Below are 24,780 nucleotides of genomic sequence, written 5' to 3' on the forward strand. Positions count from 1 at the left end.
GATTATTCAACTGGCGCCACCGTTCGATCGATGTTGGCGCCGCTCCCTTTGTCGTGGGACTTCAGAGTTTTTTTTGTTGGCGGAGCAACAGCACAAATTGTGCCAGCATCGCGCGCATCCGAAGTTTCAATGGCTGCCGCGTGCGCAACTGCGCGCGGAACATGCGCGCTGCGCGGCAAAGTATATTTCAGCACATCGATTTTCCGATTCGTGCGCCAGCGAATGCGGACCACGGACAACCCACGACGGGGCGACGCGGGAGAAAGCGCACCAGCGTGCGGCAATCAGCGGATGCGTTGTATCGCGAGCAAGCGTTTGCGGATGCCGCTGTCGAGCCCCTTGTCGCGCAGGCGCTGCCAGAGCCGCTCGATGACACGGCGATCGACGAAGCCTGGCACGGTGGTGCCCCAACCCTGCGCGGCACGAAATGCATCGAGTGCCTTCACGGCTTCCTCGGTGTAGACATTGGCACCGGAGCCGGTGACGTCGAACTCATCCGCGCCGGCGCGGAAGTAACCCAGCGCGTGCAGCATCATCTTCAGCTGCAATACGTCGCGTCCCGCGAACTGCTCGAGATTGCGGAAGCCCAGCGTTTCGCTGGCGGTGGCATAGATGCGCCGCATTTCGCCGACCGGCTCGGCGTGCTCGCACACATTGATGTTCACGGACACATGATCGGGCCGGCGCGACATGCCCGGCCGCGGGTCCGCGACGACGACCGCCGCCGATTGCGTTTCACCGTGCCGCCCGTCGCCGCCCAGTGCGTGTCCGGCCGCCAGCGCTTCGATGAGCCGGTCGGCGAGTGCGCGGTCCGATCCTTCGCTGGCTTGAAACGTATCCGCCACGGCATCCACGACCTGCGGACCGACCAGCGAATTGCCCTGCACGACGAAGTTGGCGCCCGCGCGCATCTGCACCCAGTCGCCTTGCGCTTCGGAGCCGTACTGCTCCTTGCCGGTCCATTGGGCCGAGCGTCCCTTGCTGTCGACGACGCCCACTTGCCGGCGCTCGCGTCCTTCGTCGGCGGCCAACACCTGGTTCAGTGCGTCTTTCGGCGACATGCCCTTTTCGAGCAGGTCGAGCAGATCGTTGCCGTATTCGAGCCGCGTCGCGCCCTGTGTCGCGACGGCGCCCACACCCGCGCGCACCCAGGGCACGCCGTTGCCCACGCAGGGATTTCGCGTCGTGACGGTGACGCCGGTCTCGCCGGTGGCGAGGTCGACGGCAACGATGGAGAAGGTGTGAAAGTCGACTTCGCGATCGGAGCCCCACAAGGCGGGCTCCTGTGCGCTGGCGCGCAATGCGAACGCGAGAGTGAAGAGTGTGGCGAGCGTGAGTCGCGAGTGGTTCAGCTTCATGGTCGCCAGAATGTTAGCCGACTCGGCGGCATCACGCAGCGTAACGCCGCGAGCAACTTCCATGTCGCCCGCGACGTCGCACCTTTTTAGTCCTTGGCCAGCTCGCAATCATTCCGGTCGTGATGGCGGCGATGACCACGTTTCCCGTGGTGTCCGCCGTCGTCGTCTTCACAGTCCAGCAGCGGCGCCACATGCAACACGATGAACTCGTTATTGTCCGGCACGCCGAACTCGCGGCCGCTCGAGCCCGGATAGTTGTTGTCGTCGATGACCAGCAGGCGGTTGTTGTCGAGCACCAGCACGTCTTCGATCGTCGTGAACGGGAACGTGAACACCGTGTTCGTGCGGCCGTCGCCGGCGACGTCGCGCGGGTCGTAGATGTTCATGAGGTCCGCGACTTCTTCCTTGATCAGAAGACCCTGCGCATCCACCTCGTCGAGGTCGACGCGGTAGATCTTCTTCACGCGCGCGGGGTTGGTCTGACGCGGGTCGGAGGCGTCGCCCTGCCCCTGGTCGCGCTCGATGATCACGAACTCACGGTCGGTCAGCGCCGTGAAATCGCCGATCGCATTGGTGGGCGCGTCGAGCGGATAGGCGAAAGTCTTCCCGGTGTATCTGCGCGCGCCCAGGGAGAACTCGCTGATGATCAGCCGCGAGCGGTTCGGATCGCCGTTGATGGCCTTCTCGAGCAGCGTGTAGAGGCGGTTGCCGCTCTTGTTGAGCGCCATGCCCTCGAAGCCGCCCGAATCCGGCAGGTTCGCCGCGAGCGTGCGCTGCGGATTGCTGACCGCCTGCACCAGCGGATTCGTCTCCGCGCCGCCGAGCGTGCTCGGGAAAGCGCGGAAGTTAGGCAGCGGAATCGGGGCTTCGAGCACCCGGCCCGAGGAATCCGTGTGCAGCAGATAGGGGCCGAATTCGTCGCCGAACCAGAACGTGCCATCCGGCGCGCGGCGGAAGGACTCGATGTCGAAGTCCGCGCCCGTCAGCAGGCGGCCGGACTTGATCGCCGCATCCACGCGGATCGGGGCGCCGCCGGCCGTGGGCGTTCCCGGGTAGTTAGCGCCGTCGGCGACGATGGCGAACGGGATTTTCTTCGAGGGGTCGCGCAGCGTGAAGAAGCTGTCCGCGGTGAAGCTGCCGAGCTCTTCGCCAGTGAAGCGATTGACGGGCTTCACTTCGCCGGTTTCGAAATCCGGCTTGACCGCATCGACGCGCAACAGCGTGTCGGGCGAATTCGGCTTCGAACCAAAACCATTGTCGGACATGACGAGGAACGTGCCCTTCGCCGGTCCGCGCAGCACGGCCGAGAATCCCTGCACGGGCTGCTTGTTGATGAGCGGCAGGACGCGGCCGTTGGCACCGCTGGCGTATTGGCCGGAGGTGGGACCGGGGGAGAATGTGTCGGCGGGCAACACCGCGCGATCGAGCAGCTCCGCGGCGGTTGCGGAGTGGAAAGCGAATGCGGCACACAGTGCCGACGCGGCGGCGGCGCCCACGCGATTGCGGAAAAGATTCATTACAAGCGACTCCAGTGATGAAAGGCGGGGCGCATGCTGGCCGCCACGCGTGTCGCTGCCGTTAAGGTGTTGCGACGCGCACGTTACGTCGGGAGCCCTGTGTAGTAAGAGTCCTGCAACCTCGCGGACGCAGACTCGCAACATGAAGCGAAATTTCTGCAAGGCATTGCCGGTACTGTGGTTCGTCTGCGCGGTTGCATTCGGCGATCCGATCCATGCGATCGCCGACGGCGCGTACTGGCACCACGACAGCGGCTGGGTGTTTCCGGAGAAGATGGGCGAGTTCACGCGCGTCGGCATGCCGCAGGATGTGGCTGGTTCGCGCGATGCGGTCGCGTACTACGCGCGTGTGATCGAAGGCGCGCGGCTGGTTGCGTCAGTCGATGTCTATCCATCGGACTCGGCGGCCTCGGGTACAACCCTCGAAGCCGCGAAGGTCGCGCTGGAGCGGGAGCTGCCGGTGGGTGCCGTGACACCGAGCGAAGAAACCCTCGCGCTCGGCGCCGATGGTTCCCTTCGCCTGACTCACGTGACATACACGACGGCGCAGTCCGTGCACGCGCTCTACTTCGTTGCCAAAGGCGATTGGCGCGTGCAGATCAAGATGACGATACCGGCTGCAGATCTGGAAGCGCGCGCGGCGCTCGATGCTTTCGTGCGCGCGCAGCGCTGGGAGCTGCTGACCGGAAACTGACGGTCAGCTTTTCTTCAACCGCGTCCAGAACCCATCGGGCGGCCCTTGCAGCGCGGTCATTTCCCGCCGCACGGAATCAGGAATTTCTCGGTGTTCACCCACGCCGAGCTCCCCATGTAGGGGTTCGTGCCTGCGGTCGCGATGGCGTTGTAGCGATACGGCGCGACGACGCAACTGCAGGTGACCTTGAGGCGATAACGAGGCGCCGGCGCAGTGAAGGTCGCGGCCCACAGGCCCGAGATGCCCGTTGGACCCGCCGATGCGTTGCCGTCGATGCTTTCGTATTTGCAGCCGGCCGACAGCGAATACTTGGCGTACGGCTTGCCGGTCGTATCGTCGATGGGCGGCGTCCACTCGAGGATGAAGGCGCCAAGCGCCTTGTCGATACCCTCCACCGCCGTGACCGCCACGTTGGTAGGCGCCGGCGGCCGGGCGGCGCCTGCGGCGAGCGTGGAGACGCAGAAAAATCCCAGCGCCAGCGCGGTATTGCGCCGTAAAGATTCGAATCGCATGTGCAGCTCCCCTTGGTCTGTTTCATAGCAGACGAGTGAGGAGCGGATTTGTCAGGGAGGGTCGACATCGCCTGGCAAGTGGGCCACGATTTCCGGACATCAGAGGGGAGCGTCGTGAAACATTTCTTGTTGATTTTCCTGGCCGCGTGCTTCGTCCCATGCGCTGCGGCCGGGGAGCCTCGCGCGTATCAGAACATTCCGTTGTGGGAAACGGGACACGTGCCCGGGGCCCTCGGTGATGGCCCCCTCGACGCGCCCTTCCTCACGGTATTTCCGCCGCGTGCCGGCACGGCGAATGGCGGCGCCGTCCTCATCGCTCCCGGCGGCGGGAACATCATGCTGATGTACGGTGGCGAGGGCGCGGATATCGCGGAGGTCTACAACGACTGGGGCGTTACCGCATTCGTGTTGACCTATCGGCTCTCGCCACCCTACAGCGACGACATTCGCAGGCAGGATGGCGAGCGAGCGCTGCGAGTGTTGCGCGCGCACGCGGGCGAATGGCATCTCGACCCCGCGAGAATCGGGATGATCGGTTTCTCGGCTGGCGGCAGCCTGGCGCGCTCCGTGGCTGCTGCTTCGGACAGTGGCGATGCGAACTCCACCGACGCCGTCGAGCGCGCGAGCTCGCGTCCCGACTATCTGGCGCTGATTTATGGCGCCGGCCGCGCCAGTCCCGAAGAATCTCTCAAGGACTATCCACCCACCTTCCTGCTGTCGGCGGCCGCGGATCAGGGGCCGTCGCTCGCGAATGCGCAGTTGTTCGTGGATCTCGTCAAGGCGGGCGCTGTTGCCGAACTACACGTGTATCAAGGCGGGCGGCACGGTTTTGGCAGCGGCGTCGGCAGTTCGGAATTTTTCGATTGGATGCCGCGGCTGCAGGGATTTCTGCGCGTCAGCGGCTTCTTGCCGGCAGCCGCGGCGGCAGCCGGCGCTCCTGCGCGCGCCGTGAAAGCGGCCGCCGCCCCTGTCAACGATGGCTACGGCGAGTACGTTTTCGTACCCGCAGGCGCCTTCAAGATGGGCGAGGATTCGCAAGGGCTCGCACGTGAACGGCCCGCGCATGTGGTGGAGCTCGACGCGTACTACATCAGCAAGTTCGAAATCACCAATCACGAGTGGAAGAAGTTTCGCGACGACCCGGGCTACGACGATCCGAAGTTCTGGCCCAACGGGCGTGTCGTGCCGCGCGATCAGATCCCGTATTGGACGCAGGCCAACAACCACGGCGGTGGCACACCCGGCTCCGACGATTACCCGGTGCTCGGCGTCAACTGGGATGCCGCGACGGCATATTGCGCATGGCTCAGCGCGAAGACCGGTAAACGATATCGCCTGCCCACGGAGGCGGAATGGGAAAAGGCGGCCCGTGGGACCGACGGGCGCCGTTATCCCTTCGGACTAACTATCGAAAGAACGCAGGCCAATTACGTGGGTGCCCAGACCTTCGACACCGTGATGCCCGTTGGCTCCTTCGCCGGGGCCGCATCGCCGTATGGCGCGTTCGACATGGCGGGCAACGTCATGGAGTGGTGCCAGGATTGGTACGACCGCGACTACTACTCCGTGTCGCCGCGCAAGAACCCGAAGGGACCCGCGGCGGGCGCGTATCGCGTCGTGCGCGGCGGCAGCTTTTTCGTCGAGGTGTTCGACTTGCGCGCCACGTCGCGCTCGATGGCGTGGCCGTCGTTCAAGGCGCATCGCATGATCGGGTTCCGGCCCGTGCGGGAGCGTTGAGCTACCGCATTCACAATCGTAAGTTCGCACCATGCAAACCCGCCCCTATGCTGTCCTGCAAGCGCCTTCGACGCTCGGCCTCGAAGCCGAGGGAGTCGAAGGTTTGGCGGATCGCCTCGTTGAGCTTGGCCTGGCGCGCGACATCCATGCGCGCCTTGCAGGCCGGCTTGTTGTCCCGCCGAAGCAAGCCGCGCGCGATCCGGACACCGGCGTGTTGAACGCCGAGGCCATCGCAGCGTGGTCACCCCAGCTTGCGGATGCCGTTGAGGCCATGTTCGATGCTGGCGAATTCCCGGTGGTGTTGGGCGGCGACTGCACGATCGTGCTGGGGTCGATGCTCGCCTGCCGTCGACGCGGTCGCTATGGCCTGCTCTTCATCGACGGGAACGCCGATTTCTTTCAGCCAGAAGCGGAACCTCGTGGCGAAGGTGCGTCGATGGACCTCGCGTTCGTCACCGGCCACGGGCCGAAGCTGTTGACGGATCTCGAGGGCCGCGGGCCGATCGTGCGCCCCGCGGATGCCGTCGCGTTCGGGTTTCGCGATCATGACGATCAGGAGGAATACGGCAGCCAGCCGCTTCCGGCCGAGCTCAAGGCGATCGATCTACCTGCAGTGCGCAAGCTGGGCATCGAAGCGGCGGCGCGTGAGGCCGTCGCGCATCTGGTTCGCAGCGAGCTCGATGGGTTCTTCATTCATATCGACGCGGACTGTCTCGATGACGCGGTGATGCCGGCGGTCGACTTCCGTCTGCCAGGCGGCTTGACGGTGGAGGAGTTGGCGACGGTGCTGCGGATTGCGCTGGCGAGCGGGTGCGCCGTGGGACTCGAAGTTGCTATCTACAACCCGAGACTGGATGTGGATGGCAGCGCGGGGCGTGCGCTGGTCGGCGTATTGAAGGACGTGCTGGTTCGCGCGCGGACGTAGACGTTCCAGCGGGAACGCCAGACGGCGAGGGAACGAATCACGCCTAACAACCTTCGCGCCGCCCATCCGGGATATTTGCGAAAAAAGGCTATTTCGCGCGGCGTCCGCACCGCCCGGCGCGTATACTGTACGCATACACAGTACCCGGTCCCACTCTTATATATGGAGCGGCCCATGCGTCCAATCGACGAACTCGCTGCCGACATTTGTTCCCTGGCCGGCCGCATCAACGCGGCGAATCATCGCTGGTTGTTGCTGATCGCGGAGTTCGATCGCCGCAAGGGCTGGTCGGATAGCGCCACGCAGTCCTGCGCGCATTGGCTCAACTGGAGGTGCGGCATCGCGATGGGTGCGGCGCGCGAGAAAGTACGCGTGGCGCACGCGCTCGAGAACCTGCCGAAGATCTCCGCGGCGATGGAGAGCGGAGGTTTGAGTTATTCCAAGGTGCGCGAGATCACGCGCGTCGCGGCTCCGGAGACGGAGGACTACTTGCTGATGATCGCCGAGCACGGCACCGCGCAGCACGTCGAGAAGTTCGTGCGCGCATATCGCCGCTGCAAGGAAGCCGAGGAGTTGTCGCGTGAAGCGCGGCAGCAGCAGAACCGCCGCGTGAGCTTTCGATATGACGACGACGGTTCGCTCGTCGTCGACTGGCGGTTGCCGGCCGAGGTCGGCACGAAGTTCATGAAAGCGCTCGATGTCGCGGTCGAAGAATTGCCGCGCGACGTTCCCGCTGGAACGTTTGTCGAGCGCGTGCGCTTCAGTGCACGCCGTGCGGACGCCCTCGCCCTGATGTCAGAGAGTTTTCTCGCGCATGGGGCAATCGACGCGGCCGGCGCCGACCGGCACCAGATCGTGGTGCACGTGGCGCAGGAGACCTTGCGCGATCGAACCGCGGGCTGCTGCGAACTCGAGCATGGGCCGTCGATTGCGGCGGAGACGGCGCGTCGGCTCGCCTGCGACGCGAGCGTGGTCATGCTGACGGAAAACGAAGATGGCGAGCCGCTCAATGTGGGGCGCAAGACGCGGACGATCTCCGCTCCTCTGCGCCGTGCCCTGAACTCGCGCGACAAGGGATGCCGCTTTCCCGGCTGCGCGAACTCGCGCTACATGGATGCGCATCACATCGATCATTGGGCCAACGGCGGCGAAACGAAGCCGTCGAACCTCATCTCGCTGTGCCGGTTTCATCACCGCGCGGTGCATGAGGGCGGGATTCGCATCGAGCGACTCGATGACGGGGCGTTGCGATTCGTGAAGAAGAATGGCGTGCCGGTGGACTGCGTTGCGCCGGGGTTTGCTCAGCCGCGCAGCGATTGGAGGGAGATGCCGGAAGGCGCTCTCGTGAACAAGTGGCGCGGGGAGCGGATGGACCTTGGCCTCGCCATCGAGGTGATGATTCAGAAGGCGAACCGCGGGAAGGACGTTCCGGCTGGAACGTCAGGCTAGCGGTTTTTCCACGGGTGCGGTGACAGAACCTTTCCACCGCCATAGCAACACGATCACGACGAGGCTTACCAGCGGACTGAAGACGCTGGACTCGGGGCCGAAGGCACCGCCGGTGAGCCACTCGGCCTGGCCCTGAAAGATGGGATGCAGCCAGCCGGTGAAGTCGAAGCCGCTCACTCCAAAACCCATCACGTGGCCCTGGGTCCAGTTCCATCCCAGGTGCAGACCGATGGGCAGTGCCAGACTGCGCGTGCGCAGGTATGCAAGGCCCAACATCACCGCCCCCAGGAACAGGTCCGCAAAGGCGACTATTTCGGTATTGCCCTGCATGCCCGGACTGCCCCAATGCGCCACGGCGAACAAGGTAGCTAGTACGAGTTGCGCCGGCCAGACCCCAATGCCATCCAGCAGCCGTTGGAAGATGAAACCCCGGAAGAGCGTTTCTTCGAGAAGCGCCACGAACAGGAAGAAGTAGAGTCCGGTCAGCAGCACGCCAACGCTGCGCGCCGGGTCCAATTCGAAACGCACGCCGCCGATGGCGTAGATCATGCCGACGACCGCCAGCAGCATGGCGATGCCTGACAGCGTGCCCCACGCTACTTCCTTGAACCAGCGCCGATCCAGACGAAAACCGACACTCGACAAAGGTTCTTTGCGCAGCCGTGTGCAGGCCCAGGTTGCGAGCAGCACAAACAGAAACGCCGCCGGTTCCAGCCACAGTTTCGGCACGCCCAGATCTTTCAGGCCGTGGGTCAGCGGCGTGTACGCAAAGCGCGTGACGACGACAAAGGCGATGAAGATGAGAATCCACCAACCGTTGCGCAGTTGTTGGTTGGTGTTGAGGAACAGGGATTTCAGGAAGGGTTTCATGAGGCGAGCACGCTACACTTCCATCGGCGATCGGGCCACCAGGCCGCGCGCATGGAGCAGGAATCTAGTTTCGTCGCGGCCCGGAACCCATGAGGCCGAGGATGGCCTCGTAAACCTGATCGAACTGCTTACGCGTGCCTGAGTCGAGGGCTGCGACCGACCGCTCCAGCGATTCGAGTCGCCGAGCGAGCGTTGAGTTCGACGCCAGTGCCTCTCGCAGCTTCACGAACGCTCGCACGACGTAAACGCTCATCTGGACTGCGCGGGGGCTATTGAGGACCGTCGCCGCCATGATCGCGCCGTGCTCGGTGAACATTCGAGGCGGTTTGCGTAAACCCCCGTGTGCACGGTCGCCTGAACTTGATGTTGCAAATTGCAACATCAAGTTTGTAAGCTCTTGAGCATCAAGATAAAAAATGAAATCTGCAAGTCTGCGTCGAAAAGCACGCGCTGGCCACGAACGCTGACGATGCGCGAGAGAATGTCGGCTGGAACGATGTCGACTGGCGTGCCCACTCTCTTGATCCTGCATCTCGCGAATCACCCGAAACGTTCCCGCTGGAACGTCAGGGCCTGCTCAACAAGCCGACGAGTAAGCTACGCATGGAGCAAAACGAGGTCCAACGCGAATGACTGATCCCACGATCATTGACGGATTGTTTGTCGAGCTCATGGCGGCGGCGAAGCCGTATATGAACGCCGCCGAGATGAGCGAAGTTCAGGAGCTCCTGGACGACGCTCAGTACGAGTTGGCCCTGGAAACCATCGTGCATGCTTTCGTCGAAGGCGGAAAGAGCGCCACCGACCAGGTCTTCACGCTCATCACGCGCCTGACGAACATGATGCACATGCCGCTCGATGATTCGATTCGGAAGATCGACCGGTTATAGCGCAGCGCCCGAACAAACAAAAAACTGCGCCGGAGGCAGGTTCCGGAACTCAAACCCGCGCCGCACGTTCTGAAACGTGCCGCGCAGCACCGGCAACACGCGGCTCGTGAATTGATAGACGAGGAATTCGCCGCGGGTGTCGAGCGCCTCCTTGCTCGCAACCGCAATCGCCGATTGCAGCCACTTCGGCATGCTGCCGAGCGGCACACCCGACAAGATGTAGTCGGCGCTCGGCAGACCGCGACGTTCGAGAATCTCCTGCACGTTTTCCGCCGAGTCGTGCTCCACGACGAGCCGAGGGTCTGCCATTCCGTCGGCGAGCAGTTTCACAAAATCGCGGTTCGTCTCGATGACAACCAGCGTGGCATCGGCGCGCATGCGCCGAAGGATCTCCGCGGTGAACGTGCCGACGCCCGGCCCGTATTCCACGATGACACGCGCGTGCGACCAGTCCACGGATGCGAGTACGGCATTCACGAGGAAACGCGAGCTCGGGACGATCGACCCGAGCATGTAGGGGTCACGCAGGAAGTTGCTGGCGAAGAGACGCGCTTCGCTCGCGCGCGTGGCTTTCAAACCGGCTGACGAAAGGTGGGTACGACCCGCACCGCGCGCGTCGAGCGCTGCCCGCCGGCCGGAACCAGGTTCGTTTCGAACTCGCGCGAGCACAACTCCCAACCCGAGCGCAATGCGCGGTCGCGGCATTTCTGCGGATCGATCGCCAGCGCACGCAGCGCCGCACGCGCGAGATCTTCGTCGAGCGCGCCGGTGACTCCGTCCTCCACGACGTCGATGGGCCCTGCCACCGGGTAGGCAGCCACCGGCACGCCGCACGCCATCGCCTCGAGGTTCACGAGACCGAAGGTGTCCGTGAGACTCGGGAACACGAACACGTCCGAGGCCGCCAGATGCCGCGCGAGGTCTTCGCCGAAGCGGAACCCCGCATAGACGGCATCGGGGAACTGCGCCTTCAATCGCGGCAGCTCCGGTCCATCACCGACGACGAGTTTGCTGCCTTTCCAGGGCATACGCAGGAATGCGTCGATGTTCTTCTCGATCGCCACGCGCCCGACGTAGGTCGCGATCGGGCGCGGCAGCTGCAGAAAATCCTTCGCGGCGGGCTTGAACAACTGCGTATCCACACCGCGTTGCCAGGTAACCAGATTGCGAAAACCGCGCTCGGCCAGCTGATTGCGTACGGTCTGCGTGCTCACCATGCAATGCGTGGCCGCGCCGTGGAACCAACGCAGCGCGCGATAGGAAGCCGACACCGGAATCGGATAACGCGAGCGCAGGTACTGCGGAAACTGCGTGTGATACGAGGTGGTGAAACTCAAGCCATTGCGCAGGCAATAACGGCGCGCTGCGAATCCCAGCGACCCCTCGGTCGCGATGTGGATTGCATCCGGGGCAAACCCGGAAATCAGCGCCGACAGCTTCCGGTACGGAAACAGCGCGAGCCGTATCTCCGGGTAGGTGGGGCACGGAATGGAGCGAAACAGGCTGGGCGTCACGTGCAGGATCTCGTGCCCCAGCTGCTCCAGACACTCAGTAGTTTGTCGCAACGTGCGGACGACGCCGTTGGTCTGTGGCGACCAGGCGTCCGTAACCATCGCTATTCGCATTCCCCACGTTGACTTTTTCGCATGACACTGGCGTGAACACGAGACGAAGGTTTCGTTGCGTCATCTGGCTGCCACACGAATGAGATATTTCGTTCACCAGCTTTCAACTCTCGTTGCCCTGACAAGGAAACTTCATGCACAACTTCCTGGATGCACTGCGGACACAGCGATGGGATGACCACCGCTTTTACCACCACAGCCGGATCAACCAGAGCCTGCATCTATTGAGCGCGTTCAGCTTCCTGGCGGCGTATGTGTTGCTCTTTATCAACCCCGCCGCAGCCGCGCTGGTTGCCTGGCTGGTGGCGATGGTCAGCCGCCAGAGCGGGCACTTCTTCTTCGAGCCGAAGGGCTACGACGAGGTGAACCAGGCTTCCCATGAGCACAAGGAAGAGATCAAAGTGGGCTACAACCTCAAGCGCAAGATCATCTTGCATTCCGTTTGGGCGCTGTCACCCGCGATCTTGTGGATCAAGCCGACCGTGTTCGGTCTGTTCCCGCCGATCACTTCAACGGAAGTGGCGATTTACCAGGTCGGTGAAATCTGGCTGTGGGTAGGCCTCGGCGCCCTGTTGTTCCGCACCGTGCACCTGTTCTTCCTGCGTGACGTGCAGACCGGCCTCGTGTGGATCACGAAGATCGTCACCGACCCGTTTCAGGACATCAAGACGTACTGGAAGGCGCCTCTGTATTTGATGCGTGGGGAGTTGATCGACCCGATGCACGGAAAACACCCAGAGCGCGAAGGGTTTCAGACCGCACGCGACGCCGGATAGTTTGATTCGTAAGTTCCGGCGCGCTCCACCACCAGCCGTCGCGATGCATCGCGACGGCTGCGGTGACGATGCGTGTCACGATTTTGGCGAAGTCCTCTTCCGGCAGATCGATGCGGAAGATCAGCCTTCCGGTGCCGACCCAGCTCAAGGCCAGGCCTTCGGCGCGCAGGTAGAACTGCAGCATCCAGTTGTAGCGCGATGGCTGCGTGAAGATGAACGACCAGACCGTCGAGAAATGCTCGACGCGCGACGGCACGCCCGCCGCGGTCAACTGCGCGTTGAGGTTAGCCGCGCGCCGGTCCCACAGGTCGTCAAGGCCTCTGTACTTGGAAAGGAACTCCTCGCTTTCCAGCGCCACGAGGAATTCATGCATCGCGCCCATGACGTATGGGTGCGAATTGAATGTGCCGCGCGCGAAGCAGACGTCTGCGGGCCTATCTTCCCGAAAACGCTTCATGAGGTCCTTGCGGCCGCAGAGCACGCCGACCGGCAGACCACCGCCCAGGGTCTTGCCATACGTGACCATGTCCGCGCAGATACCGAAGTATTCCTGCGCGCCGCCGGCCGCCAGGCGAAAACCCATGAAGACTTCGTCGAAGATCAGCACGATGCCGCGTTCGGTGCACACGTCGCGCAGCTTGAGCAACCACTCGCGATACGCGGCGCGGTCGAAGTGCGCGCTGCGGCCGCTGTCGAGCAGCATCGAGTCGCTCGGTGCGTTGGAATTCGGATGCATGGCCTGCAGCGGATTGACCAGTACGCAGGCGATGTCGCGGCGCTTGCGCAGCACACGCAGCGATGCGTCACTCATGTCCGCGAGCGTGTAGGTTTCGCGCGCGGTAATGGGATTGCCTACGCCCGGCTGCACGTCGCCCCACCAGCCGTGATAGGCGCCGCAGAACCGGACGAGATGCGTGCGGCGCGTGTGGTAACGCGCCAGCCGCACCGCCTGCATCACCGCCTCCGTGCCCGACATGTGAAAGGACACTTCATCGAGCCCGGAAATCTCGCGCAGGCGCTTCACGTTGTACGTCATTACCGGGTGATAGCCGCCGAGCACCGGGCCGAGATCGGCAACCAGGCGCGCGCCGCGTTCGATGCAGCCCTTGTAGAAATCGTAGCCGAAGACATTCACGCCGTACGAACCCGTGAGGTCGTAGAGCCGGTTGCCGTCGAGATCCGTGACTTCCGCGCCGCTCGAAGACTGCAGGAAGTTGCCGGCCTTGAGGTGCCGCCGCGCATAAGAACTGAACGGGAACGGCACGCGATACCGCGCGGTGAACTGCACGTCGGACACACCGCGCTCGATCTCCGCGGACGCCGCCACCGTCTTGGGGAAACGCTGCGTGTACAGATCCGCGAGGCGCATGAATGCGCCGCGCCGGGTCTGGGCGACCTCACGCGGCGCGTCGTCGGCGCTGAAGAATTGCGCCTCGTCGAATTCGTAGAACGGCAACAGCTTCGCGAACCGTCGCGACCAGCGCGCGTGGCCCGCGAGCGAGCGGTGTTTGGCGCTCGACAGCTCGAGACGCAGCTGCAGCTTCCAGGACAGCCACAGTGTTGCGAGGAGCGCGAGGACGATGAGAGCCATGCCGGCAGGCGTGATGTTCATGGCTCACAACCTTATTGCCGCCAGCTTTCAATGAAGTGACATTTGCCATGAGTTTGCGTGAGGAATTGAGTTTTCTGGTGACCAACCGCGTTCCGCGCCGTTGGTTGACGCGCCTGATGGGCCGTTTGAGCCCGCTCGAGGTGCCGATCCTGACCCCCGCCGCCATCGGGCTGTGGAAGATGTTTTCCGATCTCGACCTGAGCGAAGCCCGGAAGAGCCGGTTCACCAGCCTGCAGGATTGCTTCGTTCGCGAGCTGAAGCCCGGCGCGCGGCCTATCGCCCAGGACCCCGCGACGCTCGTGAGTCCGTGCGACGGGATCGTCGGTGCGTGCGGGTTGATCGAGCGCGGCACTGTGCTCCAGGCGAAGGGATTTCCGTACACGTTGACCGAGCTACTGGGTGATGACGCGCTCGCGGAGGTTTACGAGGGCGGGCAGTACGTCACTCTGCGCATTACGCCGACGATGTATCACCGCTTCCACGCGCCGCATGATCTCGAAGTGCAGCACGTTACTTATGTGACCGGCGATACGTGGAACGTGTATCCGATCGCGTTAAGCCGCGTTCCGCGGCTGTTTTGCCGCAACGAGCGCGCCATCCTGCGGTGCCGGCTGACTTCGAGCGGGACGCCGATCGCGTTGGTGCCTGTTGCGGCCATTCTTGTCGCCAGCATCCGGTTGCATTGCGCGGATGTGTTGTTGCATCTCAAGTATGCCGGGCCTAACGAAATACCTTGTAACGCGAGGTATGAGAAGGGACAGGAGATGGGGTGGTTTCAGCATGGGTCCACGATCATCGCGCTGGTGCCGAAGGGTGTGGAGTTGAGTGAAGGGGTCAGCGAAGGAAAACGGATCCGCATGGGGGAGCCGCTGTTTTGCGAAGCGAGATGAAAGTCGTCGCGTGGTGGGTGTTATTGAGCGCGGTGGCGGCGATCAACATCGTGTTGTGGTGCCTTGCCGCCGGGGCGGACGATCGCGACCCAGCCAGCGCGCAGCTCGTGTTGTCGGGTCTCTACGTTTTCGGCTGCGCGTTTCGATCGTTCTTGCCCATCTACGACATCCCGCGGCTGTGTCTGGTGAACACGTGGGCGTCCACCGTTATCGTCGGCCGCTCCGTCGCGACGGTCGCCGAACTCGCGTTCGCTGCGCAATGGGCGGTGTATCTGCATGCCAGCGAGCTGGAAAGTTTGCGCGTGGTGTCGCTCTTGATCGTGCCACTCATCACCATTGCGCAGATTTGCTGCTGGCATGCGGTGCTCACGACAAGGAATCTGGGGCACGTATTCGAGAACTCGCTGTGGGGAGTTTCCGCCGCGCTGATCGTCGTGGGGCTTCTTGCAACTGCGTACCAGTGGCCGGCAAGCCGCACGCCTCTGCTTGCCACGTGGGTGGTGGGAGGCGCGATGTATATCGCGTACATTTTCATCGTCGACGTTCCCATGTATTGGTCACGATGGAAGTCGGACGAGGCGCAGGGACGGAAGTACCTCAGCCTCACACAGGGAGTAGCCGACGCGTCCCGGCGCAGTCAAACATCGTTCCGGTGGGAAGTTTGGCGCAGCGAAGTTGTCTGGATGACGCTCTACTTCAGCGTCGGCGTGTGGGTGAGTCTTTCGCTTATTTTTGCGACGCCTTCCAATTGACGTCCTTGCTCTAGCGGCTCAACCCATGAAACTCGAACAGCAGCCCGACGTCGTCGTACGTGGGCGCAAGGATTGAATCTCCTTCCAACCCTGCGTATTGCTCGAGCTTCAAACCGTACCCGCGTTCGATCATTCGCTGGGTCCGCGCGAGATCCTTTACCGCAAGACTCAGGCCCAGCACGTGCGTGCCGCGCTTCGCGAGCGCTTGCGCCGCGATGCCCTCGCCCTTCGGCACTAGCAAGACGATCGAGTCAGGTCCCGCCTCGAGCCGAACGCCGCGCGCGTTGAGCCGTGTCATCTCGACTTCTCCGCGATCGACAAAGCCCATCTTCTCGAGCGCTTTCCGGTCCGCGGCAATGTCCTTCGACAGCACCCAGATGCTCGACCAGCTCTGGGTACCATTGGGATGTATGCTCGTGATCGCGCGATCCGCGCTCTGAATCGCGGTGGGATTCGACTCGGCATAACTGATGAAGAACAAATCGCCGAACGTCACCGGCGACTTCGCAAAACTTGCGATGCGCCAATCTGCCGTGACCGGCGGCCGTGGCCCCTCGCCATCGGGATCGAAGGTAAGCGGCGATGGCAGATCGAGATCGAAGCCGCGCTTACGTAGATAGCCATCCAGCGCGTCGAAATCGAGCGGATGGATCGCGAAGGTTCTCGCTCCCCGGTCGCTGTGCAGCGCGTCGAGGTCTTCGCGAGTGTTGTCGTCCAGCTCGGCGCGTGGCTTGGTCGTGTAGAGCAGCTCGATGTAGCTTTGCTCACCAAGGCGGACCATCCGGTTCGCGACGCCGTCACCGAAATCGCCGCCCGGCCGCACCTGGAAGCCGAGCTTCACCGCGAACACCGCAGTGGCGCGGTCGATGTCGGCGGTCCACAGCATGATGTGGTCGAGGCCGTCGGTGCGCCATGTGGCATCGGCGGCGGATGCGGGGGCTTGCGCGAGTGCGCTTAGGGTGAGTACCGCAACCAGCGAGACTATGCGCGTGTTAGGCATGGGGAGAATCGTACCGCATTGCCGGCGAAACGGGGCCATCCGCACTCCAATAGTTATACGTTCCAGCGGGAACGTCGTGGCTCATACTACCCCCGCATGAAGAAAGCGGCTGCATGGATGCTGTTGGTGGCGACCAGCGTGACAGGCGTGCATGCGCAAACGCCGACTCCCGCGCCCGCCCCCGTCGTTACCGAAATCGTCGTCACCGGCGAGAGACCGGCCGTCGAAACGCGCGTCGATAGAAAGGTGTACGCGGTATCGCGAGATTTGCAGGCCGCGATCGGCAGCGCCACCGACGTGCTGCGCAACGTGCCGTCCGTGAGTGTCGACATCGAGGGCAATCCGAGCCTGCGCGGCGACTCGAGCGTTCAGATCTTCATCGATGGCCACCCTGCCCCGGCGTTCAACGGCGCGAACCGCGGCGCGGCGCTCGAGCAGCTGTCCGCCGACGAGATCGATCGCATCGAGGTCATCACCAACCCGCCGGCTAACTTCAAGCGCGAAGGGACAGCGGGGATCATCAACATCGTGCTCAAGCATTCACGCAAGTCGCGGTCGGCTTCCGCGCGTGCGAGCGTGGGCACCGCGGGGCGATATGCCGCCGGAATGACCCAGGGCGTGCAAACGGGCAAACTGAACCTGCGGGCTTCCGCGCAGGTGCGCCACAACATCCGGGTCGAGGATTCTGAAGAATTCCGAATCCTGCGCGATGCGAATGGCGCAGTCGACAGCGATCTACAGTACCTCCGCCGAAGCGATGACGACCGCGTCGGAAAGTCGGTCAACTTCGTCGCGGACTACGACGCGAGCGAAAGCGACCGCGTGACCGCCGAGGGCAACTTCTGGCGCCGTGACACGGCAAGCCGCTTCACCGAGGACTCGCTCCTCCTCGATGGCACCGGCACCACGTCGAGCGAGACGTCGCGGACGCGCAGGTCGGACGACTACACCTATTGGAGCGTCGCGGCCTTGCGGTGGCACCACGCCGGTGTGGCCGACGGTGACGGGCTGGACGTGAGCTTGGAGCGCGTGGACGGTCGAGAAGTCGAGCCTTGGCGATTCACGGAGTCGAGCCTGGTACCGGCTGAGCCCGATCGGTTGCGGGACCAGAAGACGTACGAGGCCGAAGTGACGACCGAGCTTTCGATCGAGCACACGAAGAATTTCGAGTCGAAGGCGCGGTTCATCGCGGGCTACGACGCGGTACGCCTGCAAGGCAGATACGATCTGGTCCAGACCGTTCCGACATTGGTCGGTGAGCCCACCGTGGTCGACGACGACGCATCGTGGCAATTCGCGCATGAACAGACGATTCACGCGCTGTATGCGTCGTTCGAGCAACCGTTAAACGCGTGGACCGTGCTGGCCGGACTTCGGCTCGAGCAGGCCGACATCGCCGCGGCGAGCGACTACTTCCGCGCATATCCCACCCTGCACGTCGCGGACAAGCTCGACGAACACAACACGCTGACGTTCAGCTATTCGCGCCAGGTGGAGCGGCCGTACTGGCGATCGCTCTATCCAGACGTGTGGCGCCTCGATGAGCATACGCTGTACGCTGGCAATCCCGATCTCAAGCCCAGCGAAATGGATTCGCTCGAAGCGGGATGGTCGTGGGAGGACGGCCGTTCGTCATTGAGTGCGACGGTGTACACGCGGCGCACGCACGATGAGTTTACGGACGTGAATACCGTAAACGACGACGATGTGTTGGTGGTTCAACCAGTGAACCTCGGGCAGAGCCAGTCCGGCGGACTCGAGCTCATTGCGTCGGGGCGCATCGTGGCCGGACTCGATGCCACGTTGAGCGGCAACGCTTATTACAAGGAAATCGACGCGAGCAACCTCGGGTTTGACGGCACACGATCGACGATCAGCTATGAAGGCAAGGCCGCGCTCAACTGGCGTGTAAGTGCGCGCAACCGCGCGCAGGTGAATGTCGAGGCGAAGGGCAAGGAGCTCACGCCGCAGGGGTATAGACGCGGCAGCGCGGCGGTGGACGTGGGATACCGGTTTCAGGTGCGGCCGAATTTTGCGGTGTTGGTGACGGCGTCCGATGTGTTCGCGAGCCGTCGAAATTCGATGGTGCTGGACACGCTCGCGATTACGGGCGCGGAGACGGTGCGGCAGCCGGGGAGGATCGTGTTTGTTGGTGTGTCGTGGACGTTGGCGGCGGAAAAGAACGCGGAGAGTTTCGAGTACGAGAAGTAGGAGCCCAGGGACGGTGATCGACACACCGCCTCAGAGCCAGGTATCGCGTCTACTTTCTGTGACCTAGCTCGACATCGATCCGATGACGCACTTCCGGGCGCATCTCCGCAGTCTTCATTCCACGCTCAAGTGCCGCTCGCGCAGTTGGCGTGCCGATTCGCTCGAGCGCAACGGCAGAACGAACGCGATACAGCGATTCGAGATTGCCCAAGTAGATGTCTACGTACTGTTGCTGAGACATTGCGGGCCCGTCTTCCTTGCCGCGCTTTTCGGCGTACAAGGAAAGCTCCTGATACGCAACGATCAGCTTTTCGCGCGCCTCTTCACGCTTGGATGGCGCCAGCCCCGCGACGAGTGTGCTGGATAGCGATGGAACGATCGCGTCGCCGTAGTGCACGATGTTCTCCAGCTCGCCATCCGTGCATTCATCGCATTCGAACCACGCGACGAGCGCAGTTCGAGCCTTGGTGGAATCTTCGGGTTTGAAGGACACGGGCTTTGGAGCCAGCTGCGCCTCGGTAGAAGTGTCTTGCTTACTGCATGATGCGCAGGCGATCAAGACACTCACTGAAGCCACTAACAACATTGGTCGGATTTTCATGACGGTGAACCTCCATAGTCGCGATGTCTTCAGGGATCGATCGCGAGACTGGGGCAGGCATCGTTGGCGGTCGCATCCGGGCAGCTTCTCGTTGGCTCGCCAGGCCGGCGGCCATGAACGTTGAGACGCGAATTCGAATTGATGCTGGTTCGAAACATCTGCCCAATCGAAAACGAATTCCGGCCCGTGCCTCCAGTAATCATGATGTTGGTCGCGGGCATGCCTGCGACGGTGTTCGAGTGCCGCAGCGAGAAGGCATGGCCAATCTCGTGCGCAAGCGACTCATTGTCTGCGGCGGAGCTGATGATCAACACGTCGCCGTTACTTCCACCACACCACCAGCCGCGAGCGCCGGACGTGTCGTTGTAGTACACATTCAGCTCCCCGGCGGTGAAGCCAATATCACCGGTGAGCGCCGCCACGCTGTCGCAATCCGAATTGAGGAGCCCAGGTGCATCGGGGTCGGCTGTAGCATCGTGTACGGCGGTCGTCGTGATGCGAATTCCGCCCTCCTGTTGGTTGTACAGCTGATTGGCGCGTGCAACATCGGTCGTGATACGCGTTTGGGTAGAGCTGAACGGGCCTTGAATCACCCAGAAAGTCACGGGTTCGGTGACCAGAGCAGACATAGCGACAGGCGTGACGTCGCCCCGATTGTCTGTCCAGGTATTCACGTTCTCTTTGAGCTTAACCGCGTTGTCGAGCGAGAAGATGCCGACTTCCGAACGACAGTTTTGGTTGGATAACACGCTTCCTTTTATGATGACCGGATTGCCCCGCTCCGGCTCGTCATTGACGCAACCGCTGATTCTGCGCGCGTCGAGCAACGAGAGCGCCTGACTTCCGGATGTGTTGTTAGTGATGCGGATTAAATCGAACCTGGGAGGTTTTCGACAGAAGGGGAACTGATACCGCATCCCGAAATCTCGGACGGTGAAATCCCCCAGGTACTGAGTCGCCGTGAAGGTGATTTCTTCGTTTGTAGAGGCGTCCGCCTTGTCGGCAATCTCATCCGCCGTAAATGCCTTGATCAACTTTTCGGGCAGCTGGATCTGCGGCGTGAGGATTGGTACGCCTCTCGCATCGCTGGACCAACCTGAAATCGACGCCTGCCCCGGAGAAACCAACAGCGTATCTGCTTCCAATTTGGCGTTGCCGGTAATCTTCAGCGCCTTGAGCATCTCAGCCCGAACGCCTTTCACCTGCAACCTGGCGACAGTGCCCTCCGGCGCAGTGAACCGAATGCGCATATCGATGGGGCCGGGACCCGGGCAGCCGGGACAACAGTCAACTACCTCGCAACCGACAGGAATCTTTTGAATGGGAAGCTCAAGCTGAGCGCGCTCGAGTGGGCATCTCTTGAAGTCGATGGCAAATGGGGATTGCGCCATTGCCGATGAAATAGATCCGATGACGATCAACGACATCGCGACGACGTATCGGCGAGACAGTTGGATGCCCATGTTCCCTCCCGAATCGAGACCTACTTGGTCACCACGAAAGTTCCCGTTTGTTCCTGTTCCTTGCTCGAATGCATTACGAGCACTGATAGTCCAACCGCCGTCATGCACGCCGGCGCTGTTAGACGACTAACTACCACTCCATTGCCCGACGGACTCAAAAACTCGAATTGAGTTCTTCCCTTTGCTTCCTTCCACGCCTTATCGAGACCTTGCGGTGTCAAAGCCTTCTGCGCCACTGGCGGATTACCAGCTTCCTGCTGCGTCTCTTTCTCGACTTTAAAAGTCACGTTGACCCATACATAAGGCGCGGGCTTGCCTGCGGTCGTTGGCGTGCAATTGCAAATGGTCAACTGGAGCGGCGCCCTGGCGCCAAGCAGAAGATACTGCTCAGACACGTCAAGCAACGGCTCGACTTTGGGAAGCACCCAAGGAAATCCCGTTTTGCAAGGATCCGTCGGAGTTTGCGGCGGCGCATCACCTGCGAAAGCAATGCTGCAAAAACAAGTGCTGAGAACAAACGCGATGATTTTCATGTTGTTTCCCTTACATCTGAACTCGATATTCGTCTTCCTGCCGGCCGGCAAGGTTTCGTCTTCTTGAAGGACGTCTTATCTATAGTGTCGCGACACGGGGATTTCTCTCACCTCATGAGCGCAGCTGATTTCCTGCAACGGGAAGCGGTGACGAACTACGACCGCAACCTCATGATTGCAGAGGACTTGCTAGAACATTCACTAACTACGATCGACGTTGAGCAATAAGGCCAAGGCCGCGCTCAACTGGCGCGTGCGTGCGCGCAACCGCGCCCGGGTGAATGTCGAGGTAAATGGACCTCTAGCTTAAATTGGCGCTATTTTTTTACAGATTCTGACTAACCTCATAGTGACCGGCGCACCTCTTTCTCGCGACAGAAGATAGTATCTCTAACTTTTTGAAGATACTCTCTGACTACCGCCGATTGACTCGCGGATCGCACACGTGGCAATTACGGCAAGATCGGAACTGACGACTCCATGAATATCGTGCGCCCGCGCTTTGTATACAACCTCACATGCGAAACAGCTAGGCGAGCTTACGTCTGTGGTTGAGTCCTTAATCGACCGGTTTCCGGATCGCGTCTGCGAATCAATAGTCCCAGCATTCAAGAAATGACAACCAAGAGACCAAAGCCCCTATTACTCACGAAGGGTGTTTCGGCTAAGTCGGTTGCCACCGGAATTGTTCTGTCGATGGCTCACTCCCTCATTGCCATCTGTGCGCTCGCCACTGTGGGTGGACCTGCGTTGGCAGAACTACCCTCAAGGGAACTTGCGCCTACGCAGCCCGTCGCCGCGCTGCCACCGACAAGCTCGCCGGCAAAATCGTCGGACCTCTCATCCGCGCCGCCAAAAGCCGCTCCAATTTTGAAACCATCACCTCAGATTTGTGATTTGAAGTGTCAACCGAATGATTCGATGTCGACTGCCGAACCCGCCAAGCTACCTGACGTCTCGACATTCCTCTTAGGAAGCGGCGTTGCACTCTTAATTGCGCTCTTAGCATGGGGAGAGCAAATCCGAGCAATCACACGTGATACGCGCGACCTCGAGCGAGACTTCCTCGAACTGACGGATATTTCTAAGAGTCAACTCAACTCTGTGTTGGACGCAGAGACCGATGACGATCGGCTGGTGGCGTTCACTAATCTAATGGCGTCAGGCAACTTGACCAGCGCATCGCAGATTCAATTGCTCCCACTATTTAATGAGTGGCGAGCGCTTGGCGCAAACCTGCAAAACAAACAGTCGCAGAAGTACTGGTTTACTATCGCGCTGACGCTCGTTCTATTTTGCAGTGGCACAGTTGCAGCCATATTTTCCATTGGCGTCTATCTACTCGTCTCGGTCACCTTGCCACCTGGCATATTGGTGGTTATCCTGTTGTGGATCGTTGTGTCCGCCGGTCGACTTGAGCAAAAGCTCAATGTCGTTCTGAAGAAAATCGCCGAGAAAGTATAGACACTACATGGGTGGTCGTCGCGCATCGTCGATTTCCGAGATCGTAGGCTCAAATCCTCGTCTCGCTCCGCTCAGCCGGAAACTCGGAAAAGCACTTACGTCCGAAGACCCGGAGAAGGTCGCCCGCGCCGCGGCGGATCTGGTCGCGACCGGCTCAAAAAGTACGGACATCCTCTATTACGCGACTCAAATGTCGGAGTTCATCCGACGCACTGTCGAGTCTGGAAAAGATCTTTCGCACAATGAACGGGAGTCGCTTGCTCGCGAAGAGTGGAGCCGCGTAAAGGCTCGTGAGGGACTTCCTGACGACTCGATCGCGACGCAAGCAATTGTATCCGCCGCCACGCGTGCCATCGCGCGAAAGAAGAAATGAAGCGGCCAAAGAAACGTCGCTCGATAAAACCCGAGGTTGAGGAAGCCTCGGTAGTCTTCATTCAGGAATTGCTCTTGAGTCAAATGAAGGGGTTGCTGCAAGCGGAGAACCTCGAAGCGCGCTACGTAGTAGTGCGCGATCGCATTGCCAGTTCAACGGACGCTCAAATTCGCGTGCTCGCTCGGAGGGCGGCGGAGTATTGGGTGAAGAATGCCCCCACGCCGCTTACCAAAGATGATACGGAAAAGCTCAAGGTTGAGGCGTTTAACCACGCGTTGAACGGCTGACTTCCGCGTGCGCTACCTACACGATATTCAGCACGCCCCGGCGGCCGCCTCCAATAGGGAACAAGCGATCGGCCTGAACTGCCGATTGATTGCTTCTGCTGCTGTTGAGGTAGAGAAGCGCGGAAGGGACGACGCAATAGATATAGTAGAAATCCCTCTGTATGGTCCGTCGACTCTCGATTACGACGAAAAGAAGTTGGCGGCTCTACTTGAAGAGTTGTTCCTATACGTTTTGGTACGCCGCGTTGAAGTTCGGTTTCGATCGCGCCCAATTCAAGAGTCACTAATCGTCGATCAAGATCAGCCACAAGCCGATGCTGTATGCCTCTATTCAGGTGGCATTGACTCCTATTCAGGAATTCTTCAGGCCGTGACAAGTCACCGCTCACTTGTCGGCGTCTTTTGCGCACATAGCGATCAGTCACGAATGATCGAGATCGTTCGCCGCCAAGAGCCTCGCCTTCGAGATCATGGCTTACAAACTTTAATCGAGCTCCGGGTGCCCCCCTTAGGCGCGCGCGGCTATATACAACTACGAGGATTTCTTTATGTAGTCAGCGCGGGGACGGTGCTTTCTCAGTCGCGTGCCTCGACTTTGCTTGTGACGGAGTGTGGACCGACTATGTTTCAACCCCGCTTTTCGCTCCTAGATTCGATCACCATGACAACTCATCCTGAGGTGCTTCGTCTGGCGCGCGAGTGTCTCGGCATTTTGCTCATGCGATCCATTTTGTTGGCTACACCACACGCAAACCTAACTAAAGCAGAAGTAATGCTGAAATGCCCCGACCCGAATGGGTTGTGGAAGACGCATTCCTGTATCAGCCAGCGCTTCGGGGACCACGACGGTACTTGCTATGGTTGCATTGTGCGGCGACTAGCATCGACGGCAGCTGGAATAAGGGATACCCGCTATCGTCGAAACCCCATTTGGGACGAGAAAGCGAACGGAGGAAATCTGTTGGAGTTGCTGCGCTTCTCGACAAATGTCCTTGCCAATCCAAAGCGCTTGCAGGACTTTCAACAACGTAGCATTGCCCAATTCAAAGTTAGGGATCTTTTTCAGCGATTTGCATTGGACAATTTAGCGGCGATTCACAGTATTCGCGCTCGTGGCGGAAAGCTTCGCGGCTCAATCAAACAAATGCTGGAGGAAGTGGATCGCAAGCATGGCGAAAGTATATTGGAGTCGCGGCTCACTGAACTTCGCAAACTACGTGGCGCAGAGGCTAGTTAATAAA

Annotated in this window: 27 protein-coding genes; 13 read left to right on the forward strand and 14 right to left on the reverse strand. The window is 61.2% G+C overall.

Translation table 11 applies throughout. The features are described 5' to 3' along the window. Positions 1-2: 2 nt before the first annotated feature. From WDO72_05310 to WDO72_05320, 3 genes are read right to left on the reverse strand one after another with little or no spacing between them, the layout of a single operon-like run. Complete coding sequence (locus WDO72_05310) at positions 3-233, reverse strand: hypothetical protein (protein MEJ0085075.1); 231 nt, start codon at positions 231-233, stop codon at positions 3-5. A gap of 51 nt (positions 234-284) precedes the next feature. Then, positions 285-1,421: a DUF1028 domain-containing protein gene (locus WDO72_05315; GenBank protein MEJ0085076.1), complete on the reverse strand. Its 1,137-nt coding sequence runs from the start codon at positions 1,419-1,421 to the stop codon at positions 285-287. Positions 1,422-1,444: 23 nt separating this feature from the next. Continuing rightward, positions 1,445-2,875 (reverse strand): esterase-like activity of phytase family protein, encoded by a 1,431-nt coding sequence (locus tag WDO72_05320; protein ID MEJ0085077.1) that lies wholly within the window; start codon positions 2,873-2,875, stop codon positions 1,445-1,447. A gap of 142 nt (positions 2,876-3,017) precedes the next feature. On the opposite strand from WDO72_05320, the gene WDO72_05325 reads away from it, so the two are divergent. Next, positions 3,018-3,569 carry a hypothetical protein gene (locus WDO72_05325; GenBank protein ID MEJ0085078.1) on the forward strand — a complete coding sequence of 184 codons (552 nt, stop codon included), beginning with the start codon at positions 3,018-3,020 and terminating at the stop codon, positions 3,567-3,569. A gap of 56 nt (positions 3,570-3,625) precedes the next feature. On the opposite strand, the gene WDO72_05330 is transcribed toward WDO72_05325, so the two are convergent. Further along, the gene (locus WDO72_05330) at positions 3,626-4,081 is read right to left on the reverse strand and encodes a hypothetical protein (protein MEJ0085079.1); all 456 of its coding nucleotides are present in this window, start codon (positions 4,079-4,081) and stop codon (positions 3,626-3,628) included. A 219-nt stretch (positions 4,082-4,300) separates the two neighbouring features. Between WDO72_05330 and WDO72_05335 the strand changes: the two genes are divergently transcribed. The 3 genes from WDO72_05335 to WDO72_05345 all read left to right on the forward strand — a co-directional run bounded on the left by WDO72_05335 (position 4,301) and on the right by WDO72_05345 (position 8,192). Further along, positions 4,301-5,818, forward strand: a complete 1,518-nt coding sequence (locus tag WDO72_05335; GenBank protein ID MEJ0085080.1) for an SUMF1/EgtB/PvdO family nonheme iron enzyme — start codon at positions 4,301-4,303, stop codon at positions 5,816-5,818. A 31-nt stretch (positions 5,819-5,849) separates the two neighbouring features. Continuing rightward, positions 5,850-6,743 (forward strand): arginase family protein, encoded by an 894-nt coding sequence (locus tag WDO72_05340; GenBank protein ID MEJ0085081.1) that lies wholly within the window; start codon positions 5,850-5,852, stop codon positions 6,741-6,743. Positions 6,744-6,917: 174 nt separating this feature from the next. Continuing rightward, positions 6,918-8,192 (forward strand): DUF222 domain-containing protein, encoded by a 1,275-nt coding sequence (locus WDO72_05345; protein ID MEJ0085082.1) that lies wholly within the window; start codon positions 6,918-6,920, stop codon positions 8,190-8,192. On the opposite strand, the gene WDO72_05350 is transcribed toward WDO72_05345, so the two are convergent. The 3 genes from WDO72_05350 to WDO72_05360 form a co-directional block, all read right to left on the reverse strand. Next, positions 8,184-9,062, reverse strand: a complete 879-nt coding sequence (locus WDO72_05350) for a type II CAAX endopeptidase family protein (GenBank protein MEJ0085083.1) — start codon at positions 9,060-9,062, stop codon at positions 8,184-8,186. The genes WDO72_05345 and WDO72_05350 overlap by 9 nt on opposite strands. Before the next feature lie 64 nt (positions 9,063-9,126). After that, entirely contained in the window at positions 9,127-9,378 is a 252-nt protein-coding gene (locus WDO72_05355) for a hypothetical protein (protein MEJ0085084.1), read from the reverse strand. A gap of 65 nt (positions 9,379-9,443) precedes the next feature. Further along, entirely contained in the window at positions 9,444-9,578 is a 135-nt protein-coding gene (locus WDO72_05360) for a hypothetical protein (GenBank protein ID MEJ0085085.1), read from the reverse strand. Positions 9,579-9,691: 113 nt separating this feature from the next. Here WDO72_05360 and WDO72_05365 point away from each other — a divergent pair, with 113 nt between their 5' ends. Then, a complete protein-coding gene (locus WDO72_05365) occupies positions 9,692-9,952 on the forward strand; it encodes a hypothetical protein (GenBank protein MEJ0085086.1) in 261 nt (86 codons plus the stop codon). Here the strand turns inward: WDO72_05365 and WDO72_05370 are convergent. Both WDO72_05370 and WDO72_05375 read right to left on the reverse strand, forming a co-directional pair. Continuing rightward, complete coding sequence (locus WDO72_05370; protein MEJ0085087.1) at positions 9,947-10,528, reverse strand: rRNA adenine N-6-methyltransferase family protein; 582 nt, start codon at positions 10,526-10,528, stop codon at positions 9,947-9,949. The genes WDO72_05365 and WDO72_05370 overlap by 6 nt on opposite strands. Beyond that, positions 10,525-11,565 (reverse strand): glycosyltransferase family 1 protein, encoded by a 1,041-nt coding sequence (locus WDO72_05375; GenBank protein MEJ0085088.1) that lies wholly within the window; start codon positions 11,563-11,565, stop codon positions 10,525-10,527. The genes WDO72_05370 and WDO72_05375 overlap by 4 nt, the downstream gene beginning before the upstream one ends. A 146-nt stretch (positions 11,566-11,711) precedes the next feature. Between WDO72_05375 and WDO72_05380 the strand changes: the two genes are divergently transcribed. Beyond that, positions 11,712-12,353: a hypothetical protein gene (locus tag WDO72_05380; protein ID MEJ0085089.1), complete on the forward strand. Its 642-nt coding sequence runs from the start codon at positions 11,712-11,714 to the stop codon at positions 12,351-12,353. On the opposite strand, the gene WDO72_05385 is transcribed toward WDO72_05380, so the two are convergent. Beyond that, positions 12,241-13,944: an aminotransferase class III-fold pyridoxal phosphate-dependent enzyme gene (locus tag WDO72_05385; protein ID MEJ0085090.1), complete on the reverse strand. Its 1,704-nt coding sequence runs from the start codon at positions 13,942-13,944 to the stop codon at positions 12,241-12,243. The two genes, WDO72_05380 and WDO72_05385, sit on opposite strands and share 113 nt — an antisense overlap. 68 nt (positions 13,945-14,012) lie before the next feature. On the opposite strand from WDO72_05385, the gene asd reads away from it, so the two are divergent. Beyond that, positions 14,013-14,855, forward strand: coding sequence for an archaetidylserine decarboxylase (asd, locus tag WDO72_05390; protein ID MEJ0085091.1), 843 nt, complete (start codon positions 14,013-14,015; stop codon positions 14,853-14,855). After that, positions 14,852-15,607, forward strand: a complete 756-nt coding sequence (locus WDO72_05395; protein ID MEJ0085092.1) for a hypothetical protein — start codon at positions 14,852-14,854, stop codon at positions 15,605-15,607. Before asd ends, WDO72_05395 begins: the two co-directional genes overlap by 4 nt. A 10-nt stretch (positions 15,608-15,617) precedes the next feature. Here WDO72_05395 and WDO72_05400 read toward each other — a convergent pair whose 3' ends face one another. Then, positions 15,618-16,607, reverse strand: coding sequence for a VOC family protein (locus WDO72_05400; GenBank protein ID MEJ0085093.1), 990 nt, complete (start codon positions 16,605-16,607; stop codon positions 15,618-15,620). 96 nt (positions 16,608-16,703) lie between these two features. On the opposite strand from WDO72_05400, the gene WDO72_05405 reads away from it, so the two are divergent. Continuing rightward, positions 16,704-18,818 (forward strand): TonB-dependent receptor, encoded by a 2,115-nt coding sequence (locus tag WDO72_05405; GenBank protein MEJ0085094.1) that lies wholly within the window; start codon positions 16,704-16,706, stop codon positions 18,816-18,818. Positions 18,819-18,867: 49 nt separating this feature from the next. Here the strand turns inward: WDO72_05405 and WDO72_05410 are convergent, their stop codons facing one another. From WDO72_05410 to WDO72_05420, 3 genes are read right to left on the reverse strand one after another with little or no spacing between them, the layout of a single operon-like run. Next, a complete protein-coding gene (locus tag WDO72_05410) occupies positions 18,868-19,419 on the reverse strand; it encodes a hypothetical protein (GenBank protein ID MEJ0085095.1) in 552 nt (183 codons plus the stop codon). Positions 19,420-19,448: 29 nt separating this feature from the next. After that, a complete protein-coding gene (locus WDO72_05415) occupies positions 19,449-20,882 on the reverse strand; it encodes a hypothetical protein (protein MEJ0085096.1) in 1,434 nt (477 codons plus the stop codon). A 20-nt stretch (positions 20,883-20,902) separates the two neighbouring features. After that, positions 20,903-21,415 (reverse strand): hypothetical protein, encoded by a 513-nt coding sequence (locus WDO72_05420; protein MEJ0085097.1) that lies wholly within the window; start codon positions 21,413-21,415, stop codon positions 20,903-20,905. A 921-nt stretch (positions 21,416-22,336) separates the two neighbouring features. Between WDO72_05420 and WDO72_05425 the strand changes: the two genes are divergently transcribed. The 4 genes from WDO72_05425 to WDO72_05440 are packed head-to-tail and all read left to right on the forward strand — an operon-like array spanning position 22,337 to position 24,776. Next, entirely contained in the window at positions 22,337-22,879 is a 543-nt protein-coding gene (locus WDO72_05425; GenBank protein ID MEJ0085098.1) for a hypothetical protein, read from the forward strand. A gap of 7 nt (positions 22,880-22,886) precedes the next feature. Further along, complete coding sequence (locus tag WDO72_05430) at positions 22,887-23,252, forward strand: hypothetical protein (protein ID MEJ0085099.1); 366 nt, start codon at positions 22,887-22,889, stop codon at positions 23,250-23,252. Beyond that, on the forward strand, positions 23,249-23,539 hold the full coding sequence (locus WDO72_05435; protein ID MEJ0085100.1) for a hypothetical protein: 291 nt from the start codon (positions 23,249-23,251) through the stop codon (positions 23,537-23,539). Before WDO72_05430 ends, WDO72_05435 begins: the two co-directional genes overlap by 4 nt. Before the next feature lie 7 nt (positions 23,540-23,546). Further along, the gene (locus tag WDO72_05440) at positions 23,547-24,776 is read left to right on the forward strand and encodes a hypothetical protein (GenBank protein MEJ0085101.1); all 1,230 of its coding nucleotides are present in this window, start codon (positions 23,547-23,549) and stop codon (positions 24,774-24,776) included. Positions 24,777-24,780: the final 4 nt, after the last annotated feature.

It is taken from the genome of Pseudomonadota bacterium (assembly GCA_037200975.1).
Classification (GTDB): domain Bacteria; phylum Pseudomonadota; class Gammaproteobacteria; order Steroidobacterales; family Steroidobacteraceae; genus CADEED01.

What these genes read in the sequence shown, in the direction of transcription:
- WDO72_05385 (MEJ0085090.1), bottom strand. Translation starts at nt 13,944, where the DNA reads ATGGCTCTCATCGTCCTCGCGCTCCTCGCAACACTGTGGCTGTCCTGG.
- WDO72_05415 (MEJ0085096.1), bottom strand. Translation starts at nt 20,882, where the DNA reads ATGGGCATCCAACTGTCTCGCCGATACGTCGTCGCGATGTCGTTGATC.
- WDO72_05315 (MEJ0085076.1), bottom strand. Translation starts at nt 1,421, where the DNA reads ATGGAAGTTGCTCGCGGCGTTACGCTGCGTGATGCCGCCGAGTCGGCT.
- WDO72_05375 (MEJ0085088.1), bottom strand. Translation starts at nt 11,565, where the DNA reads ATGGTTACGGACGCCTGGTCGCCACAGACCAACGGCGTCGTCCGCACG.
- WDO72_05435 (MEJ0085100.1), top strand. Translation starts at nt 23,249, where the DNA reads ATGAAGCGGCCAAAGAAACGTCGCTCGATAAAACCCGAGGTTGAGGAA.
- WDO72_05405 (MEJ0085094.1), top strand. Translation starts at nt 16,704, where the DNA reads ATGAAGAAAGCGGCTGCATGGATGCTGTTGGTGGCGACCAGCGTGACA.
- WDO72_05425 (MEJ0085098.1), top strand. Translation starts at nt 22,337, where the DNA reads ATGTCGACTGCCGAACCCGCCAAGCTACCTGACGTCTCGACATTCCTC.
- WDO72_05395 (MEJ0085092.1), top strand. Translation starts at nt 14,852, where the DNA reads ATGAAAGTCGTCGCGTGGTGGGTGTTATTGAGCGCGGTGGCGGCGATC.
- WDO72_05355 (MEJ0085084.1), bottom strand. Translation starts at nt 9,378, where the DNA reads ATGTTCACCGAGCACGGCGCGATCATGGCGGCGACGGTCCTCAATAGC.
- WDO72_05410 (MEJ0085095.1), bottom strand. Translation starts at nt 19,419, where the DNA reads ATGAAAATCCGACCAATGTTGTTAGTGGCTTCAGTGAGTGTCTTGATC.
- WDO72_05330 (MEJ0085079.1), bottom strand. Translation starts at nt 4,081, where the DNA reads ATGCGATTCGAATCTTTACGGCGCAATACCGCGCTGGCGCTGGGATTT.
- WDO72_05345 (MEJ0085082.1), top strand. Translation starts at nt 6,918, where the DNA reads ATGCGTCCAATCGACGAACTCGCTGCCGACATTTGTTCCCTGGCCGGC.
- WDO72_05340 (MEJ0085081.1), top strand. Translation starts at nt 5,850, where the DNA reads ATGCAAACCCGCCCCTATGCTGTCCTGCAAGCGCCTTCGACGCTCGGC.
- WDO72_05320 (MEJ0085077.1), bottom strand. Translation starts at nt 2,875, where the DNA reads ATGAATCTTTTCCGCAATCGCGTGGGCGCCGCCGCCGCGTCGGCACTG.
- WDO72_05420 (MEJ0085097.1), bottom strand. Translation starts at nt 21,415, where the DNA reads ATGAAAATCATCGCGTTTGTTCTCAGCACTTGTTTTTGCAGCATTGCT.
- WDO72_05430 (MEJ0085099.1), top strand. Translation starts at nt 22,887, where the DNA reads ATGGGTGGTCGTCGCGCATCGTCGATTTCCGAGATCGTAGGCTCAAAT.
- WDO72_05350 (MEJ0085083.1), bottom strand. Translation starts at nt 9,062, where the DNA reads ATGAAACCCTTCCTGAAATCCCTGTTCCTCAACACCAACCAACAACTG.
- WDO72_05365 (MEJ0085086.1), top strand. Translation starts at nt 9,692, where the DNA reads ATGACTGATCCCACGATCATTGACGGATTGTTTGTCGAGCTCATGGCG.
- WDO72_05400 (MEJ0085093.1), bottom strand. Translation starts at nt 16,607, where the DNA reads ATGCCTAACACGCGCATAGTCTCGCTGGTTGCGGTACTCACCCTAAGC.
- asd (MEJ0085091.1), top strand. Translation starts at nt 14,013, where the DNA reads ATGAGTTTGCGTGAGGAATTGAGTTTTCTGGTGACCAACCGCGTTCCG.
- WDO72_05325 (MEJ0085078.1), top strand. Translation starts at nt 3,018, where the DNA reads ATGAAGCGAAATTTCTGCAAGGCATTGCCGGTACTGTGGTTCGTCTGC.
- WDO72_05380 (MEJ0085089.1), top strand. Translation starts at nt 11,712, where the DNA reads ATGCACAACTTCCTGGATGCACTGCGGACACAGCGATGGGATGACCAC.